This is a genomic window from Brachybacterium aquaticum, assembly GCF_014204755.1.
Taxonomy (GTDB): domain Bacteria; phylum Actinomycetota; class Actinomycetes; order Actinomycetales; family Dermabacteraceae; genus Brachybacterium; species Brachybacterium aquaticum.
In genome coordinates, this window is sequence record NZ_JACHLZ010000001.1 from 153,336 (window position 1) to 170,156 (window position 16,821).

Consider the following 16,821-nt stretch of genomic DNA (forward strand, 5'->3'; position numbering starts at 1 on the left):
GCGGCTTCCGCCGGCGGTACTGCTGCACGAACCACCGACAGCGGTGCTGATGCTGGGGATGTTGACGGCCCCGCCCTGAAGATCTGTCACCAGCGTCGGAGCTCGCGCTATATGAAGTTGCTCCGACGCTCACGACATTTTCTCAGAGCCCCTTGTCCGCAGCAGCTCCAGCGCCACTCACCTCCGCCGCAGCTGCTCCACCTTCCGCCGCCCGAAGGCGCCGACCTCGCTCATGGCGGCGAGGATGTCCTTCTGCGTCTGCTCCCACCGCCTCCACACCTGGGCGTAGCTGAGGCGGAGAACCTGCAGGCCGTGCCGGGTGGTGGTGAGGTCTCTGGTCCGGTCCCTCTCGAACGCGTCCTCTCCGGCATGGTGCTGGTGACCGTCGATCTCGAGGAAGATCTCGCCGGCGTAGATGTCGAGGAACCCGACCCTCTCTACATACGGCTGCTGCTCCACTCTCAGTCCGCGTCGTCTGAGCCACCTCGCCACCCTGGTCTCGGACCCCGAGTCGCTGGCCGTGGAGAGCTCTCCGATCCGGGAGCGATATCTGTGGGGAGTGCGGTCCAGGAGCTGCTGCACCTCGGCGGGATCCAGCAGGCCTCGTTCCATCGCGGACTCCAGGAGCACCGCGGCGGTCTCGCCGGTGCGGCAGCGGATTGCATGCTCGAGCGCGAGGAGCAGAGAGGCGACCGCATCGGGCTCCGGCCAGGTCCGGCCCGCTGCATGGTGGGCGGTCATCGTGCGCGGCAGCGCGACGGTGTCGTCGTAGCGGTACACGTGCAGACGGTCCTCGTCGGAGTCGTGCGGCGTCCAGAGGCCGTGCATGCGCGCCGCGTCCACGCAGGTGGGTCGCTGTCCGAGGGCGAGCGCACGGACCACCCGCTGGTCTGCGTCGGGAGAGGCGAACCACCCCCGGGCGATGCGGCGCATCTCTCCGCGCTGCACCGCCTTCCGCAGCGTCCAGTCCGTCCACCCCTGGGCGAGGAGCTCGGTGCGGGAGGCGACGGCGAGGTCCGAGGAGGTCAGGCGAAGCGTGCCGCGGCCCTGTCGCGGCGGTCGGGTGGGGAGGTAAGCCCCTGCGGGCAGTACCAGTCGGCTCGGTCCCTGCATGCGGCGAGTGTGGCCGCTGGTGGCGAGGTCCGGTGGGCGGGGGGGGGTGTGTGTGGAGAACCAGGGGATGGGGAGGAGAGGTGGGGCCCGGGAAACGGTTCGGGTGGGGAGGGGCCCTGGAAAAATGTCGTCAGCGTCGGAGGTCGCGCCATACGGCGCTGCTCCGACGCTGACGACAGAACTTCAGGGCCGACCCCTCACCGGCACCGCCCGGCAACGGCAGGAGACACCGGCACCGGCCGCAGCCTCGCCCCGGCTCAGGCCACCGGCCCCTCACCACTCCAGGATCTGCCAGCGCTTCTTCTTCGCCACGGCGTACAGACCCAGGTCCGGGGACACCGCGGCGGGCGTGCCCACGAGCGCCAGCCAGGCGGCGTCGGCGTGGGAGTCGCCGTAGCCGTAGGAGGCGGAGAGGTCCGCGCCGTGCTCGTCGGCGTACTTCAGCAGCCAGTTGCCGCGGGCCTCGTCGACCAGCGGGGGAGTGGCGAGGTAGCCGGTCATCTGACCGGAGGCGTCCTCGTCCATGTGGGTGGCGATGACCTCGTCGAACAGGTCCTGCAGCGGCTCGACCAGCACGTCCAGCGCACCGGTGACGAGCACGGTGCGGTGCCCGGCGGCGCGGTGGCGCTCGATGGTCTCCAGCGCCTCGGGACGGATCGAGGCGCGGATGCGGCGCCCGGCCTCGCCCTGCATGAGGCGGCGCAGGTCGTCGCTGCGGTAGCCCTTGTAGCGGCGGTTGACCAGGCGGATCAGCTCGGAGCGGTCCCGCTTCTCGGCGCGCAGGTAGCCGGGGACGGCGGCGAGCAGACCGCTGAGCTCGGCGGGCCAGGTGCGGCGCGGCTTGGTCGCGCGGACCACGGCGAAGTACTGCTGGACGATGTTCGTGGCCAGCACGGTGCCGTCCAGGTCGAACACGGCCAGGGCGTCGGCGCGCTCGGCGAGCTGGGGCGCGGGGCGCGCGGCGCGGCGCTTCTGCGCGGACTTCGCGCGGGAGTAGGCCTTGGTGAGGTCGGTGACCGCGGGGAGATGCTGCTCCTGGAAGTACTCGCGCCAGGAGATGTGGGTGACGTCGAAGTCGTGGGTCTCGAGGAAGTCCGCCGGGAGCTCCTCGCGCAGGGCGCGGGTGTTCGCGTCGTCGAAGACCATCTCGGTCTTCGTGTACTGGCGGTACAGCTCGATGTACTTGCGCAGCGTGGTCAGGCCCGAGGTGGCCTTGTGGAGGTTGGAGGTCCACTGGCGGGTGCGCCTGGTGGCGGGCAGGTACGCGACCGCGGCCGCGCCGACCTTCGCCGAGAGCTCCTTGGCGCGGAAGCGCTGCTCGACCATCTCGACCGCGGGGAAGCTCCACTCGGGCACGGAGATGGGGTTGCCCTTGTCGTCCTCGAGGGGGTGGGCGACGAAGTACTCGCGCACCGCGGAGACCATCTCGTGGAAGGGCAGCGGGTTCGAGGCGCCGGAGACGACCTGGAAGTAGGCGTCCTCGCCGCGGCGGGTGGTCTCCTGGGTCGCGAGCGCCACGATCACGTTGACGACGTGGTCGACGGGGATGACGTCGAGGATCGAGTCCGCGAGGCCCGGGAACTCGGGGAGCATGCCGCGGGCGTAGGCCATGATCAGGGGGTCTGCGACCTTGTAGCCGTCGATCCAGCCCGGGTAGGGCTTCTTCATGGCGGACTCGATGATGGAGGGGCGCACGAAGGAGACGCGGTGGCCGTTGCCGGCCCACAGCTCCTCGGCGACCTGCTCGGCCATCGCCTTGGTGAAGGTGTAGATGTCGGTCCAGCCGACGGACTGGGCGCGGGTGCGGCCGAAGTCGACCAGGCGCTCGTCGACCCAGGCGCGACGCGCCTCCTCGGAGGAGGCGGCGACGGCCTTGGGGCCCATGCGTCCGTCGCGCAGCTTCGCGGCGCGGATCTGGGAGCGCAGGGTCTCGGGCTTGCGGGACTCGGCCTCGACGCGCTCGCGGGCGCTGAGCGCGGCCTCGTACTCGGCGCGCCAGTCGACGTCGGCCTTGAGGGAGCCCTCGCGGCGCAGGCCCTTGGAGATGCCGCCGACGTAGGCGGTGGAGACGTGGATGACGTGCGGGTCCTGGCCGGAGGCGAGGAGCGCCTCGTAGAGGTTGCGCGCGCCGCCGACGTTGGTGCGGAAGGCCTCGTCGATCGGGGGGTCGAAGGAGACCGAGGAGGCGGAGTGGATGACCGTGTCCAGCGGGACGGTGATCTCGGGCATGTCGGTGAGGTCGCCCTCGAGCACCTCGACGCGCTCGTCGAAGAGCGACTTCACCACGGCCTTCCCGTCCACCGGGTCGGCACCCTCAGCACCGGACCCCTTGGAGATCTCCTCGGCCCAGGAGGCGAACACGGGCTTGCGCAGCAGCTGCTCGAGGCGCTTGCGCCCGGTGACCGAGCCCTTGGGGCGCACCACGGCGAGGACGCGCACGTCCTCGGTGGTCTCCAGCAGGGAGCGCAGGACGGCCTGGCCGAGGAACCCGGTGACGCCCGTCAGCAGGATCCGTCGGCCTCCGTGATCGGAGCCGCCGGCGGTGGCGGTGGGCTCGACGGGCGAGGTGCTGTGCGTCATGTGATCCTCTGCGGAACGGGTACGGCGGGAGCGGTGAGGGGCGGCCCGGCGGCGGTCGTCACGCGTGCGCGGCACGCTCGGCGGGCTCCCCACCAGGGGGCTTCTCCGCGCTGGTCAGGGCGGCGCTAGTGTATCGTAGCCGCCATGCATAGGGCCCTGATCACCGGCGGCACCGCAGGCATCGGGGCCGCCTTCGCCAGAGCGTTCGCGGGGCGGGGGACAGCTCTCGTGCTGGTCGCCCGCGATCCCGAGCGCCTCGCCGAGACCGCCGCGCAGCTGACGCGCGAGCACGGTGTCGAGGTGGAGACCATCGTCGCGGACCTCGCCGATCGCGAGGCGCAGCAGCGCGTGGCGGACCGCCTCGAATCGGACACCGATCCCGTGGACGTGCTCGTGAACAACGCCGGATTCTCCGTCCGCGCCGGACTGCTGGACGAGGACATCTCCCCGCACGACCTCGGCTTCGAGGTCATGATCCGCGCAGTCCTGAAGCTCGGCGGTGCGGCGGGCCGGGCGATGAAGCGCCGCGGCCACGGCTGGATCATCAACGTCGGCTCCGTCTCGGCGCTGGTCACCCAGAACAACTACTCCGCCATCAAGGCGTGGGTGGGCAACTACTCCGAGTCCCTCGGCGTGCAGCTGGCCGGCACGGGAGTGCAGGTCACGGCGCTGATGCCGGGCTGGGTGCGCACAGAGTTCCATTCGCGCGCGGGGATCAAGGGCTCCTCGATCCCCGGGGTGCTGTGGCTGGACGCGGACCGGCTCGTCGAGGACTGCCTGAAGGACGTCGCCCGCGGCAAGCCGGTGTCGGTCCCGTCGCTGCGCTGGAAGCTCATCTCCGCCGTGCTGCGCACCACCCCACGAGGCCTCGTGGCCCGGCTGAGCGAGCTGCTCAGCCATCGTCGCAGCCGGGAGAAGTGAGCACATGATCGTCCCCAGGAGCACGACCCCCGATGACGACCTCCCCGAGGAGGTGATCCCCGAGGGGCTGCCCGTGTTCGGCACGCTCGGCACGGATGCCCGCGCCGACGGGGACAGCTCCGAGGAGCTCGTGGACGGCGAGGAGCCGACCCCGTCGGCCGACGGCGCCGGCTTGACCGACGGCGCCCGCTCGATCCACGGCGCCCGCTCGATCCACGGCGCTGGCTCGGCCGACGGCGCGGGCTCGGCCGGCGGGTCCGACGCGACCTCCGAGGTCGGCGCCGCCGACGAGTCCCCGTCGGCCGACGACCTCCCGACGAGCGTGCCGGGCGACGCTTCCGCCGGCGACCCCACCCCCGACGGCCCCGCCGCCGGCTCCGCAGCCGGCGCCCCGGCAGCCCCCTCCGCCAAGCCCTCGTCCTCCGCGGCGATGACCGCCGAGGAGCTGCGTCAGCGCTCCAAGCGCCTGTTCGCCTCGCTCTCGGCCCGCTCCCGCGGCGAGGGCTGGGAGACGCCCGAGGGGGAGCTGGCCAAGTACCGCTCCCGCTGGCGCTCGGGGATGCGGCGCATCCTCCAGCGCGTCATCTTCCGCGGGGTGGTGAACTCACAGCTGACCACGTCGGCCGTGGTGCCGCGCCGCGTCCGCTCGGTCCGCGGCCCGTTCGTGCTGGTCTCCAACCACACCAGCCACATCGATGCGCCGATGCTGATGCAGGGGATGCCCTGGGCGCAGGCCCGGTTCCTCTCCACCGGCGTCGCCTACGACTACTTCTTCACCAAGTGGCACCGGCGCCTGTTCGTGCGCCTGCTGTTCAACGCCTTCCCGATCGACCGCGGCGGCAGCCGCAAGCACGCGGGCTTCTCGCGGCGCCTGCTGCGCGCCGGCGTGCCGATCCTGGTGTTCCCCGAGGGGACGCGCCAGAAGGACGGGAAGATGTCCGAGTTCAAGCCCGGCGCCGCGGCGCTCGCGATCGGGGTGGGCGTGCCCGTGATCCCGGCCGCGATCGTCGGCGCGCACGAGGCGATGCCCAAGGGGCGCAGCTGGCCGAAGAAGGGCCGGCCCCCGGTCGCGGTGGTGTTCGGTGAGCCCATGGTCAACCTCGAGGACGAGACGGCCGTGGACTACATCGCGCGCATCCGCGCGCGGGTGAAGGAACTGTACGACGGGCACCACGACGAGGTCCTGGGCATCGCGCCGCGGGACGAGGAGGAGAACGCATGAGCGCATCGGTGGACGCAGGCGACGTCAAGCGGCACAAGTGGTGGGGCTGGGGGCTGGACGACGTCGCCTTCAACTGGCGCAACAAGCCCGGCTTCGCACCGCTGGCCGACGAGAAGATCGGCCTGGACCTGCGCACGATGCCTGACCCTGTCGAGCCCGACCTCGCGGACTTCCCCGTCCCCGCCACGCGCCTGGACCCCGCCCACCGCGCGGCGATCGTGCACGTCGTCGGCGAGGCGAACCTGCGCGACGACGACGAGTACCGCGTGGTCCACTCCTTCGGCCGCTCCCTGCCGGACCTGTTCCGCGTCCGCCACGGCGACTTCACCCGCCTCGTCGACGCGATCGTGTACCCCGGTGACGAGGACGAGGTAGCGGCGGTGCTGCGCCTGGTCATCGAGCACGACCTGGTGCTGATCCCCTACGGCGGCGGCTCCTGCATCTCCGGCTCCCTCACCCCGGACATCTCCGAGCAGCGCCCGATCCTCTCGATGAACCTCGGCCGCATGGACCGTGTCCTCGAGATCGACGACACCTCCGGCCTCGCCCGGGTCCAGGCCGGCGTGTACGGCCCGGACCTCGAGGAGCAGCTGAACGCCGAGGGCTGGACGATGGGGCACTTCCCCGACTCGTTCACCTACTCGACCGTGGGCGGCTGGGCCGCGACCCGCTCCTCCGGCATGCAGTCGGACAAGTACGGCGACATCGAGCAGATCGTGCGCGGCCTGCGCATGGTCCACCCCGACGGCGTGGTGCGCACCAAGGCGATCCCCGGCCGCGACGCCGGTCCGAGCGTCCACGAGATGGTGCTGGGCAGCGAGGGCCGCCTCGGCATCATCACCGAGTGCACCGTGCAGGTCCACCGCATCGCCCCGGTGCGCCAGGTCATCGCCTACATGTACCCCGACTGGGAGCATGGGATCCGCGGCATGCACGCGATCTCCCGCTCCGAGGTCAAGCCCACCTTCACGCGGCTGTCCGACGGGCCCGAGACCCGCTTCAGCCTCGCCCTGGTCAAGGAGCCCAGCTCCACCAAGGGCAAGGTCGCCGCGAAGGTCCAGGACGGCCTGTTCGCCTACCTGCGCTCCAAGGGCTGGGACACCACCGAGGAGATGTGCATCAGCTACGTCTGCTTCGAGGGCAGCAAGGAGCGCGTCGAGCGCGAGAAGGCGATCGTGAAGAAGATCGTCTCCCGCAACGGCGGCATCACCCTCGGTGCCGGGCCGGGCGCGGTGTACGACCAGAAGAAGTTCGACACCCCCTACCTGCGCGACTTCCTGCTGAACTACCAGGTCTTCGGCGACGTGTGCGAGACCGGTGCCAGCTGGTCGACGCTCAACGAGGTCCACTCCAAGGTGTACGACGCCTACTACCGCTCGCGGAAGGAGGCAGGCGGCCCGGGCTTCATGTTCTGCCACATGTCGCACAGCTACCACGGCGGCGCCTGCCTCTACTTCACCTTCGCCTTCCCGTACACCTCGGACGAGACGGCGCTGGAGGAGTACTACGGCGCGAAGAACGCCGTGCAGCAGACCTTCGTGGACATCGGCTCCGGCGTCTCCCACCACCACGGCGTGGGCGTCGAGCACCGTCCCTGGATGGAGCAGGACCTCGGCGAGACCGGAGCCCGCATGATCCGCGGCCTGTTCGCGGACAACGACCCGGGCCGGAACCTCAACCCCGGCAAGGTCCTCGAGCCCTGAGCCCCTCGGGCCCCGAGTCCAGCGACCTCGTCATGACCAGCACTGATCCCGCCCCGTGCGCCGCACCTGCCGTCATCGCGCAGGGTCCGGCGGGTGGGGTGTGGGTGCTGCGCCACGGCGAGTCTGTCGCGAACGTCGCGGGCCTGATCGTCTCGGTGCCCGGCCCGCGGGCGCTCGAGGAGGTGGGCCTGACCTCTCTCGGCCGCGAGCAGGCCCGCGCGGCCGGTTGCCGTGCGCTCGGGCACGGCTTCGGCCCGGACACGCGCGTGGTGACCAGCGACTTCGCTCGCGCGCGGCAGACGGCCGAGGAGTTCGCCGCCGTGCTCGGCGCCGCCGCCCCGACCATCGATGAACGCCTGCGCGAGCGCAGCTTCGGCGCGCACGACGAGGGCCTCGCGACCGCGTACGAGACCGTGTGGGCCCGCGACCGCGACCGCACGCCCCAGACCGACGAGGTCGAGGAGGTCGGCGGCGTCGCCGCCCGCGTGCTCGCGGCGCTGCGCGACGCCGACGCCCTCGCCGCGGGTCGGGGGTCGGCCGACGGGCTCGCGGCCGTCGCGAGCGCCGGCGCCGAGGGTGCGGCCGACGCCCGCCCGGTCGTCCTCGTCGCCCACGGGGACGTCCTCCAGATCGCGCTGGCCCTCGGCGAGGGCCGTGACCCGCACGAGCACCGCGAGGTGCCGCACCTGGGCAACGCCGAGCTGCGTCGCCTCGGCTCCGGCCGTGGGGCGGCGCCCGTCGGCAGGACTGCCGCCCAGTCCGGAGCCCCGGCCGGCCACGGGACCACCCCGCAGCCATGAGTAAGCGCCGCGCTCCCGACGCACCCCCGGCGGGGCGCGTCCTGCGGGTGCGCGGCCCCCTCGAGGCCGTCCAGTCGGAGACCGCATCCTTCTTCGTCGAACGCGGCTGGCGCGTGGCCGAGGACTCGCCCGGTCACCTCGTCCTCGAGCGCGGCAGCCGACGCCGCACCGTGCTCCTCGGCGCCCTCGCCGGCTCCGGCTTCCACCTCTCCGCCCCGCTCACCTTCGTCGCTGAGCGTGACGCGCAGGGCGCGGTCGCCGGGCAGGTCACCGTGATCGGATACCGCTGGGGGAGGACCGCCGGCCGGGCTCTCGGCGGCACCGTCGGCCGCTCCCGCGCCGCCCGCGCCCATGCCCGCACCGCGGCGGCCCTCGCCGCGCGCTTCGCGGCCGACGGACGCCTGGTGGACAGCCGCGAGACCTGAGCGCGGACGTCTCGCGGAACCGCTCGCAGCGAGCCGGACCCGCTCGCAGCGTCGCGGGCCCCGGCAGACGAGGAAGCGGGCACCAACAGAAGACGAGGCCCCGGCGACGTGACGAGGCCCCGGCGACGATGGACCCCGGCATGAGAAGAGGCCCCCTCTCCGTTGAAGGAGCCTGGGGTCGACCTTAGCGGCCCGATCGTGAGAATCAGGTCACATCACGGTCACGGTTCCTGTCGGCCGGGGGGCAAGGGGGCCTCCGCCCCGTCGGCCGCGCCCCGTCCCGGCCCGCCGGCCTGCCACGCCGGAGCCGCGCCCCGGCGCCCGGCCCCGTCGGCCGCCATCCGCCCGACCCGCCCCCGCGCCCCTACGATGGTGCGGACCGCCAGAGTAGGGGCGGACCGCGAACGACCAGCGACAGGACGAGAGAAGTCATGACACTGCGCATCGCCGTCTTCGGCGAGAACCGGCACGAGAAGGTCGACCAGAGGGTCCAGGAGATCTACCCCGAGGGCATGCACACGGTGATCGCGGAGGCGCTGCGGCGCCTGCTCGCGGCCGACGGGGTCGAGGCCGAGGTGCGGATCGCGCTGCTCGACGACATCGAGGAGTCCCTCTCCGAGGAGGCTCTCGCCGAGACCGACGTGCTGACCTGGTGGGGCCACATGGCCCACGACGACGTGCCCGACGAGATCGCCGACCGCGTGGTGCGCCGCGTCCACGAGGGCATGGGCCTGGTGCCGCTGCACTCCGCCCACTACTCCAAGCCCTTCACCCGCCTCATGGGCACCACCTGCAACCTGCTGTGGCGCAACGAGGGCGAGGAGGAGCGGGTGTGGACCGTCAACGGCTCCCACCCCATCGCCCGCGGCGTGCCGCACCCGATCATCGTCCCCGAGCAGGAGATGTACGGGGAGATGTTCGACATCCCCGCGCCCGACGAGCTCGTGTTCGTCTCCTCCTTCGCCGGCGGCGAGGTGTTCCGCTCCGGCGCCGCGTTCCGCCGTGGAAAGGGCAAGATCTTCTACTTCAGCCCCGGCGACCAGGAGTACCCCGTCTACCACCAGGCCGAGATCCAGCGCGTGCTCGCCAACGCCGTGCAGTGGGCCCGTCCGGAGGACCGCCCCGCGCAGCCGGTGCGGATCGCCAACGCCCAGCGCGACTGGTTCCGCGGCGAGGAGTCCGTGCGTGCGATCTGACGCCCGCTCGGACATCCCTCCCGACGACGGCGCCTCGACCCGCACCGCCACCCGCCCCGGCGGGGTCGCCCTGCCGCTGCCGGCCGACCGGCCCGCCCGGGTGGTCGTCGTCGGCGCCGGGTTGATGGGCAGCTGGTGGGCGCGCGAGATCGTCGCCAGCGACGTCGCCGAGCTGGTCGGCGTCGCCGACCTCGTCGAGGGCGCGCCCGAGAAGGTCATCGCCCAGTCCGGCGTGGAGGATCCCGCCGCGATCGCGACGGGGGCCGACGGGGTCGAGCTCGCGCTCGCCACCGGCGCGGACCTGCTGGTGAACCCCACGGTCCCTCTCGCCCACCACCCGGTCACCGTGAAGGCCCTGCACGCGGGGATCCCGGTGCTGGGGGAGAAGCCGGTCACCGAGACCCTCCCGGAGGCGCTGAGCCTCATGGCGCACACCGAGCTGACCGGTGTGCCGGTCATGGTCTCCCAGTCGCGGCGCTTCTTCCCCCAGGTGCGGCGCCTGCGCGACTTCGTCGCCGAGCACGGCCCGACGGTGATGACCAGCGCGTTCTTCTCGCTCTTCGTCGAGCATGAAGGGTTCCGCCGCAGCCAGGACCATCCGCTGCTGCGCGACATGGGCATCCACGCCTTCGACGCCGCCCGCTTCATCACCGGCACCGACCCGGTGGCGGTCACCGCGGTGGGCGCCCGCCCGAAGTGGAGCGTGTATGCGCACGACGCGACGGTGACGGCGACCTTCGAAATGGAGGGCGGGGCGCTGTTCGCCTATCACGGCACGTGGAACGCGCGCGGCCTGCCGACCTGGTGGAACGGCGAGTGGCGGATCGGTGCCCAGCACGGCTCGGCCACCTGGGACGGCACCGGCGCCCCGGTGCTCGGCACCGAGGACGAGGAGGTGACGGCGCGTCTGCAGGCCGAGACCGAGGTCGAGCGCGTCGCCGCCGAGGCCGCACCGGAGAAGGATCAGATCGCCGCGTCGCTCGTGGAGTTCGTCAGCGCCCTTCGCGAGGGCCGCACCCCGATGTGCGAGGTCCACGAGAACCTGCTGAGCTTCGCGATGGTCGAGGCCGCGGTCGCCTCCGTGGACAGCGGCACCCGCATCGAGATCGACCCGCTGCTGGAGCAGGCGAGGCTCGAGGCGATCGCCGCCGAGACCGACGACGACGCCCGCGAGATCCTGCGCTCCTGGCCGAGCGTGCGGGAGGCCCTCAGCCGGCCGTGAGCCGTACCGAGGCCCGGTCCAGGTGCGGCAGCGCCTCGTGCAGCCGCTCCTGGACCGCGCCGACGACCTCCTGCGAGGCGGCGACGGTGAGGCCCGGGTCCACCGCGATCGCGAGATCCGCCTCCAGGCGGTGCCCCGACCAGCGCGCCCGGGCGTCATGCACGGACAGCACCCCGGGCGCGCCCGCCGCGGCGGACTCGACCGCATCCAGCGTGCCCGGCTCGATGCCGTCCATGAGTCGACGGACCACGGTGCGCATCGAGGAGATCAGCACTAGCACCACGACCGCGGCGATCACCAGGCCGATCAGCGGGTCGATCCAGGGCAGACCCATCCAGGCGCCGATCACGCCGACGACCACCGCGAGCGAGGTGAGGGCGTCGGTGCGGGCGTGCTGCCCCTCCGCGATCAGGGCGGCCGAGCCGATGCGCCGCCCGGCGCGGATGCGATAGATCGCCACCAGCTCGTTGCCCGCCGCGCCGATCAGCGCCGCGGCGAGCACCCAACCCAGGTGCGTCATGTCCCGCGCAGAGGTCAGCGCCCGCACCGACTCCCACACGATCAGCGCCGCCGACAGCGCGATCATCGCCCCGATCAGCAGGCCGACGAGATCCTCCGCCCGACGGAAGCCGTGGGAGTAGCGCCTCGTGGGCGCGCGCCTGCCCAGCCGGAACGCGATGATCAGCGGGATCGTCGTGGCGAGGTGGCCGAGGTTGTGCAGGGTGTCCGCGAGCAGGGCGACCGAGCCGCTCAGCCACACGATCGCGATCTGCAGCAGGGCGGTCGCCCCCATCCCCGCCAGGCTGATCCACGCGGCGCGGATGCCGACGGCGCTGGCCTCCTCGGCCGTGCGGATCGCCTCGCCGTGGTCGTGGCTGTGCGGGGTCAGGGCGTGACGGAGCCGGGCCCAGGGGCCGGAATGGTCGTGGGAATGCCCGTGGTCGTGATTGTGGTCGTGACCGTGCGCGTGGTCATGGCCGTGAGGATGGCCGTGGCTGTGGGGGTGGCCGTGCTCGTGCTCATCGGCATGGCCGTGCGGAGGCTCGTGCGCGGCGCCGTCGTGGTGCCCGGCGGGGGCGGGGGAGTGGTTCACGAAAGCAATCTATCTGCGCAACTGCGCAGATAGCAAGGTGGTCGATAGGATGGCGCCCATGCATCCCTCTCCCGTGCATCCGGTGCCCGACGACGAGCACGCACAGATCGCCGCGAGGACCTTCCGCATGCTCGCCGATCCCACCCGGGTGAAGATCCTCTGGGCGCTCTTCCAGGAGGAGCGCAGCGTGAACTCCCTGGCCGACTCGGTGGGGGCGACCGCCGCAGCGGTGAGCCAGCACCTGGCGAAGCTGCGCCTGGCCGGACTCGTGGAGAGTCGCAAGGAGGGCACCTATGCCTTCTATCGCGCGTCCGATGCCCACGTGCACCGCCTCCTGGCCGAGACGCTCTCGCACGCCGAGCATGTGACCGGCGCGGCTCAGGGCGACGACCCCCACGGCTACTGAGCGCCGGCCCCGGCGCCGCACTGCCATCGCCCCGGCGCTGAACGACCATCGGTGATGGTCTCGGGGCGGGTGGCGAGGCGGTCGTCACGGTGCTGCGAAGGCCTCGTCACCAGGATCGGATTGACCGATGGAGGGCACGAAAAAGCCCCGTCACCTGGGGTGACGGGGCTCTTCCCGAAGTGCGCCCGGAGGGATTCGAACCCCCAACCTTCTGATCCGTAGTCAGATGCTCTATCCGTTAAGCTACGGGCGCTTGTCGGTCGCGCCGACCTGAACTACTTTAACGGTCCGCCCAGGTCTGCGCCAATCCGTGGGCCATGACCCTGCTCACAGGGCCCAGGCCGGCGCGGCCGACGGGGGCTCACCAGCCCGGCTGCTGCGGGGGCTGCTGCCCCTGGCCCGGGTTCTGGCCCTCGCCCGGAGGACGGTTCCACGGTGCCTCGCCCGACGGCCGCTGACCCGGCTGCGGACCCTGCTGCTGGGCATCGGGGCGATCCCAGGGCTGCGGCTGCTGCGGCTGACCCTGCTGGCCGGGCTGTCGGCCCCACTGCTGCTCACCCTGCTGGCCCTGCTGACCCTGCTGGCCCTGCGGGGCCGGGGGCGGCGAGGACTGTCCCCACTGCTGGCCGCCCTGCGGCGCGGAACCACCCTGCGGCGCGGAACCGCCCTGCGGCGACTGGCCGCCGAAGGGAGCGGCGGGAGGGGAGGACTGGCCCCACTGCGGGCCCGCGGACTGCGGGCTGCCCGGAGCGGCCGGCGGCACGTTGCCCGCGCCGGCGGCAGACGCTCCCGCGTAGGCCGCCGGGGCACCGCCCTGACCGGAGGCGTTCTTCTTCCGGTTGCGGATCACGAAGAAGGTGATGGCCGCGAGCGCCAGCAGGAGCAGGAAGCCCACCACCAGGACGATGACGATGACGATGACCCACGGGAACCCGCCGGCCTCCGCGCGGATGTCGACGCCGCCCGCGAACTCGGTGATGTCGGTGTAGGTGACGGAGTTGCCGTCGATCTGGCCGCCGGAGGACTCGATGATCTCGCCGGGGAAGGTGAAGGTCATCCGGAAGTCGATGCCCATGTCGGTGTACATCGGGTCGTCGAACGCCGCGGCCTCCGTGCTGGAGGAGGTGATGGTGAGGTGCAGCTCGCCGTTCTCCTCGACGAGGTCGAAGCCGCTGCCGTAGTTGTCGCTGGTCATCACCCCGGTGACGCGGCAGCCCCACTGACCGTCGGCCTCGTAGGGCTCGACCGTCGGCGCCATCTCGCCGGCCACGCCGATCTCGCCCTCCATCTCGTCGCAGAGCTCCTCGGCGGAGGAGTAGTAGCCCTCGAGGTACTCGGTGTCGATGGCGAAGTCGTAGTTGATGTTGATGGTGTCGGCGTCCTGGATGTCGAAGTCCCCGTGGAACTTCGCGCAGCCGGCGAGCACCAGCATGAAGGGAAGAAGGAGCAGGGCGACGAGCCGTCGTCGCCTCGAGATGCTGGTCATGGATCCCCCGTCGGGTTGTGCACCGTGGTGATGCTGTGGAGCGTCACCGGGCGCGACGCGCGTCACGATCAGCGTACCGGGAGGTGCACAGACGCGCGGTGGGGAGAACTCCCCACCGCGCGCCTGTGCTCGGACCTCAGAGGATCCGCACTACTTCCAGAACATGAGCATGCCGCCGCCCACCATCAGCACGCCGAAGCCCACGGCGAGGTTCCAGTCGCCGATCGGCAGGGGCAGCTGCCCGGCCGAGATGTAGTAGGTGACCAGATAGGCCAGACCCAGGATCAGGAACACCACGGCGGCCGGGGCCAGCCAGGTGGGGTTCTGGGTGGCCGCCGCGACGCGTCGACCAGCGGTCCGCGAGCTCTCCTCGGCGGCCGTGCGGCGCACCGTGGCGGAGCGGGTGGAGTCCTTGGCCTTCTCCGGGACCTCGCCGCCCGCGGTCTTCCTGGACGCCTTGCGCTTCACGGGGTCCTTGCCCTTGGTGGACGTCTTCGCGGAGGTCTCCTCCGCAGGAGCGTCGTCCCCGGTGGTGCCCGTCGCGGCAGTGTCCGTCGCGGAGGCGTCCGTCGAGGCGGCATCGGTGTCGAGGTCCTCCACCTCGGGGGCGTCGGACGCTGCGGCCTTCGCGCTCGACGTCGCCCTGGCGGACGACTTCTTCCTGCTCCTGGCCATGGATTGATGCTCCCTCGACGAGGCCGTGCGCGCGGCGCCGCCGCGCGGGTCCGCGGGGGTGCGGACCTTGGCTTAGGGTAATGGTCGTCGACGGACGGCGCGAAGCGAGGAGCGACGATGGGCACACAGGACGCCCCCGGCACTCCCGACGCCCCGGACCCCTCAGACGCCCCGGACCCCTCAGACGCCCCGGACCCCATCAGCGCCCCGGAGCCATCGGAGCCTCCTTCTCCTCCCACCGCCGACGCCGCCCCCGCCCGCACCCGACGCCTCGGCCGCGTCGGCGTCGCCGCGGTGATGGTGCTGTGCGGGGTCCTGTTCGCCACCACGGCCCGCCTCTCCGGCGGCGGCTCCATCCGCGACGAGAGCAGCGACGTCTCGGGCGTGCTCGCCGACCGCGGCCGCACCATCGAGCAGCTCACCGAGGACAACGAGGACAAGCGTGCGGAGATCGACGCGCTGCGCGACAGCAGCGGCGCCGTCGCGGGGGAGGACACCGCGGCGCTCACCGACCAGGTCTTCGACGTCGTGGGCCTCAGCGAGGTCGAGGGCCCGGGCCTGCGGATCACCCTCACCGATGCGCCCTCGAGCGCGCTCGGCGCGATCCCGGGCACCGAGCCCAACGACCTCGTCGTCCACCAGCAGGATCTCGAGGCCTACATCAACGCCCTGTGGGCCGGGGGCGCGGAGGCGATGATGCTGCAGGACCAGCGGGTCATCAACGGCAGCGCCTTCCGCTGCGCCGGCAACACCCTCCTGCTCGAGGGCCGGGTGTACTCCCCGCCCTTCGTCATCACCGTCATCGGCCCCGTCGACGAGATGAACGCCGCCCTCGAGGAGGCCCCCGGGGTGCAGGTCTACCGCGAATGGGTCGACTACGTCGGCCTCGGCGAGAAGGTCGAGGACCTCGGGGACACGACCCTGCCCGCCTACACCGGCTCCCTCACCCTCGATGCGACGGTGCCCCGATGACCGCGCGCCGCACGGACACCTCCCGCACCCATCGCGCCGCCCCGCGCGGCCCCGGCGTGCTCGGGGTGCTCGGCGAGCTGCTCGTCACCGCCGGAGTGCTGCTCGGGCTGTTCCTCGTGTGGCAGCTGTGGTGGACCGACGTGATGGCCGACCGCGAGCAGGCCGACATCCTCTCCGGCCTCGAGCAGGAATGGGGCGACGTGGACCGCGAGCAGATCGCCCCGGCCCAGGACGGCCCGCCGCCGGTGCCCGCGACCCCCGGGGACACGATGGTGTTCGGCACCATGCACGTGCCCGCCTTCGACCGGGAGACCTTCCCGCTCGCCGAGGGCGTCGGCCTCGAGGACGTCCTGAACGTGAAGGGCGCCGGGCACTACCCCGAGACCGCGCTGCCCGGCGAGGTCGGCAACGTCTCCATCGCCGGCCACCGCAACACCTACGGTCGCGTCTTCGAGGACATCGCGCGCCTGCAGCCCGGGGACCCGATCGTCATCGAGACCGACGAGGCGTTCTACGTGTACGAGGTGACCGAGTCGCTGGTCGTGATGCCGCAGGACGTCGAGGTGATCGCCCCGGTCCCGGGAGAGCCCGGCGTCGAGGCCACCGACCGGATGCTGACCCTCACCGCCTGCCACCCGATGTTCTCGGCGCGCGAGCGGTACATCGTCCACGCCGAGTTCGCCTACTGGACCGACCGCGCCGACGGCATCCCCGAGGCGCTCTCCGACGGCTCTGCCGGCTCTGCCGCCGAGGAGGGCGGGAACTGATGTACGGATGGCTCTTCCGGCACCTGCCGGGCCCGCTGTGGATGCGGATCGTGCTGACGGTGCTGCTGCTCGCCGCAGTGGTCGTGGCCCTGTTCGGGTGGGTGTTCCCCGCGATCGCGCCCTACATGCCCTTCAACGACGGACTCGTGGGCGGGGCCGAGCACGCGGCGGTGCCCGCCCCACACTCCTGACCCCGGGCGACGCGCCAGGGTTAGCGGCCGACGAGCCCGTCGGCCGCTG

At 72.1% G+C, this 16,821-nt stretch carries 16 protein-coding genes and 1 tRNA gene; 11 read left to right on the forward strand and 6 right to left on the reverse strand.

Going from position 1 to position 16,821, the window contains the following annotated elements; genetic code table 11:
* Positions 1–177 precede the first annotated feature (177 nt).
* Positions 178–1,113, reverse strand: coding sequence for an endonuclease domain-containing protein (locus tag HNR70_RS00610; protein ID WP_184323948.1), 936 nt, complete (start codon positions 1,111–1,113; stop codon positions 178–180).
* Positions 1,114–1,386: 273 nt separating this feature from the next.
* A complete protein-coding gene (locus HNR70_RS00615; protein WP_184323949.1) occupies positions 1,387–3,693 on the reverse strand; it encodes an HAD-IB family hydrolase in 2,307 nt (768 codons plus the stop codon).
* A 144-nt stretch (positions 3,694–3,837) separates the two neighbouring features.
* Between HNR70_RS00615 and HNR70_RS00620 the strand changes: the two genes are divergently transcribed.
* The 7 genes from HNR70_RS00620 (at position 3,838) to HNR70_RS00650 (ending at position 11,182) form a co-directional block, all read left to right on the forward strand.
* Positions 3,838–4,614, forward strand: a complete 777-nt coding sequence (locus HNR70_RS00620; RefSeq protein WP_184323950.1) for an SDR family NAD(P)-dependent oxidoreductase — start codon at positions 3,838–3,840, stop codon at positions 4,612–4,614.
* Between the two features lie 4 nt (positions 4,615–4,618).
* Positions 4,619–5,836 (forward strand): lysophospholipid acyltransferase family protein, encoded by a 1,218-nt coding sequence (locus HNR70_RS00625; RefSeq protein WP_246375111.1) that lies wholly within the window; start codon positions 4,619–4,621, stop codon positions 5,834–5,836.
* Positions 5,833–7,539, forward strand: coding sequence for an FAD-binding oxidoreductase (locus HNR70_RS00630; RefSeq protein ID WP_184323951.1), 1,707 nt, complete (start codon positions 5,833–5,835; stop codon positions 7,537–7,539). Before HNR70_RS00625 ends, HNR70_RS00630 begins: the two co-directional genes overlap by 4 nt.
* 32 nt (positions 7,540–7,571) lie before the next feature.
* Positions 7,572–8,339 (forward strand): histidine phosphatase family protein, encoded by a 768-nt coding sequence (locus HNR70_RS00635; RefSeq protein WP_184323952.1) that lies wholly within the window; start codon positions 7,572–7,574, stop codon positions 8,337–8,339.
* Positions 8,336–8,764, forward strand: coding sequence for a hypothetical protein (locus HNR70_RS00640; RefSeq protein WP_184323953.1), 429 nt, complete (start codon positions 8,336–8,338; stop codon positions 8,762–8,764). The genes HNR70_RS00635 and HNR70_RS00640 overlap by 4 nt, the downstream gene beginning before the upstream one ends.
* Before the next feature lie 431 nt (positions 8,765–9,195).
* Positions 9,196–9,960 (forward strand): ThuA domain-containing protein, encoded by a 765-nt coding sequence (locus tag HNR70_RS00645; RefSeq protein ID WP_184323954.1) that lies wholly within the window; start codon positions 9,196–9,198, stop codon positions 9,958–9,960.
* Positions 9,950–11,182: a Gfo/Idh/MocA family protein gene (locus HNR70_RS00650; RefSeq protein ID WP_312857526.1), complete on the forward strand. Its 1,233-nt coding sequence runs from the start codon at positions 9,950–9,952 to the stop codon at positions 11,180–11,182. Before HNR70_RS00645 ends, HNR70_RS00650 begins: the two co-directional genes overlap by 11 nt.
* On the opposite strand, the gene HNR70_RS00655 is transcribed toward HNR70_RS00650, so the two are convergent.
* Positions 11,169–12,275, reverse strand: coding sequence for a cation diffusion facilitator family transporter (locus tag HNR70_RS00655; RefSeq protein ID WP_184323955.1), 1,107 nt, complete (start codon positions 12,273–12,275; stop codon positions 11,169–11,171). The two genes, HNR70_RS00650 and HNR70_RS00655, sit on opposite strands and share 14 nt — an antisense overlap.
* A gap of 58 nt (positions 12,276–12,333) precedes the next feature.
* Here HNR70_RS00655 and HNR70_RS00660 point away from each other — a divergent pair, with 58 nt between their 5' ends.
* A complete protein-coding gene (locus HNR70_RS00660; protein ID WP_184323956.1) occupies positions 12,334–12,681 on the forward strand; it encodes an ArsR/SmtB family transcription factor in 348 nt (115 codons plus the stop codon).
* Between the two features lie 180 nt (positions 12,682–12,861).
* Here HNR70_RS00660 and HNR70_RS00665 read toward each other — a convergent pair.
* The 3 genes from HNR70_RS00665 to HNR70_RS00675 all read right to left on the reverse strand — a co-directional run bounded on the left by HNR70_RS00665 (position 12,862) and on the right by HNR70_RS00675 (position 14,842).
* Positions 12,862–12,934, reverse strand: a tRNA-Arg gene (locus HNR70_RS00665).
* Positions 12,935–13,042: 108 nt separating this feature from the next.
* Entirely contained in the window at positions 13,043–14,167 is a 1,125-nt protein-coding gene (locus HNR70_RS00670; RefSeq protein WP_184323957.1) for an LppM family (lipo)protein, read from the reverse strand.
* 150 nt (positions 14,168–14,317) lie between these two features.
* Positions 14,318–14,842, reverse strand: a complete 525-nt coding sequence (locus HNR70_RS00675) for a cell division protein CrgA (RefSeq protein ID WP_184323958.1) — start codon at positions 14,840–14,842, stop codon at positions 14,318–14,320.
* A gap of 117 nt (positions 14,843–14,959) precedes the next feature.
* On the opposite strand from HNR70_RS00675, the gene HNR70_RS00680 reads away from it, so the two are divergent.
* Genes HNR70_RS00680 through HNR70_RS00690 form a run of 3 tightly spaced genes read left to right on the forward strand, consistent with a single transcriptional unit; the run spans position 14,960 to position 16,772 of the window.
* Positions 14,960–15,814: a DUF881 domain-containing protein gene (locus HNR70_RS00680; protein WP_246375112.1), complete on the forward strand. Its 855-nt coding sequence runs from the start codon at positions 14,960–14,962 to the stop codon at positions 15,812–15,814.
* Positions 15,811–16,581 (forward strand): class E sortase, encoded by a 771-nt coding sequence (locus tag HNR70_RS00685; protein ID WP_184323959.1) that lies wholly within the window; start codon positions 15,811–15,813, stop codon positions 16,579–16,581. The genes HNR70_RS00680 and HNR70_RS00685 overlap by 4 nt, the downstream gene beginning before the upstream one ends.
* A complete protein-coding gene (locus HNR70_RS00690; RefSeq protein ID WP_184323960.1) occupies positions 16,581–16,772 on the forward strand; it encodes a hypothetical protein in 192 nt (63 codons plus the stop codon). The genes HNR70_RS00685 and HNR70_RS00690 overlap by 1 nt, the downstream gene beginning before the upstream one ends.
* Positions 16,773–16,821: the final 49 nt, after the last annotated feature.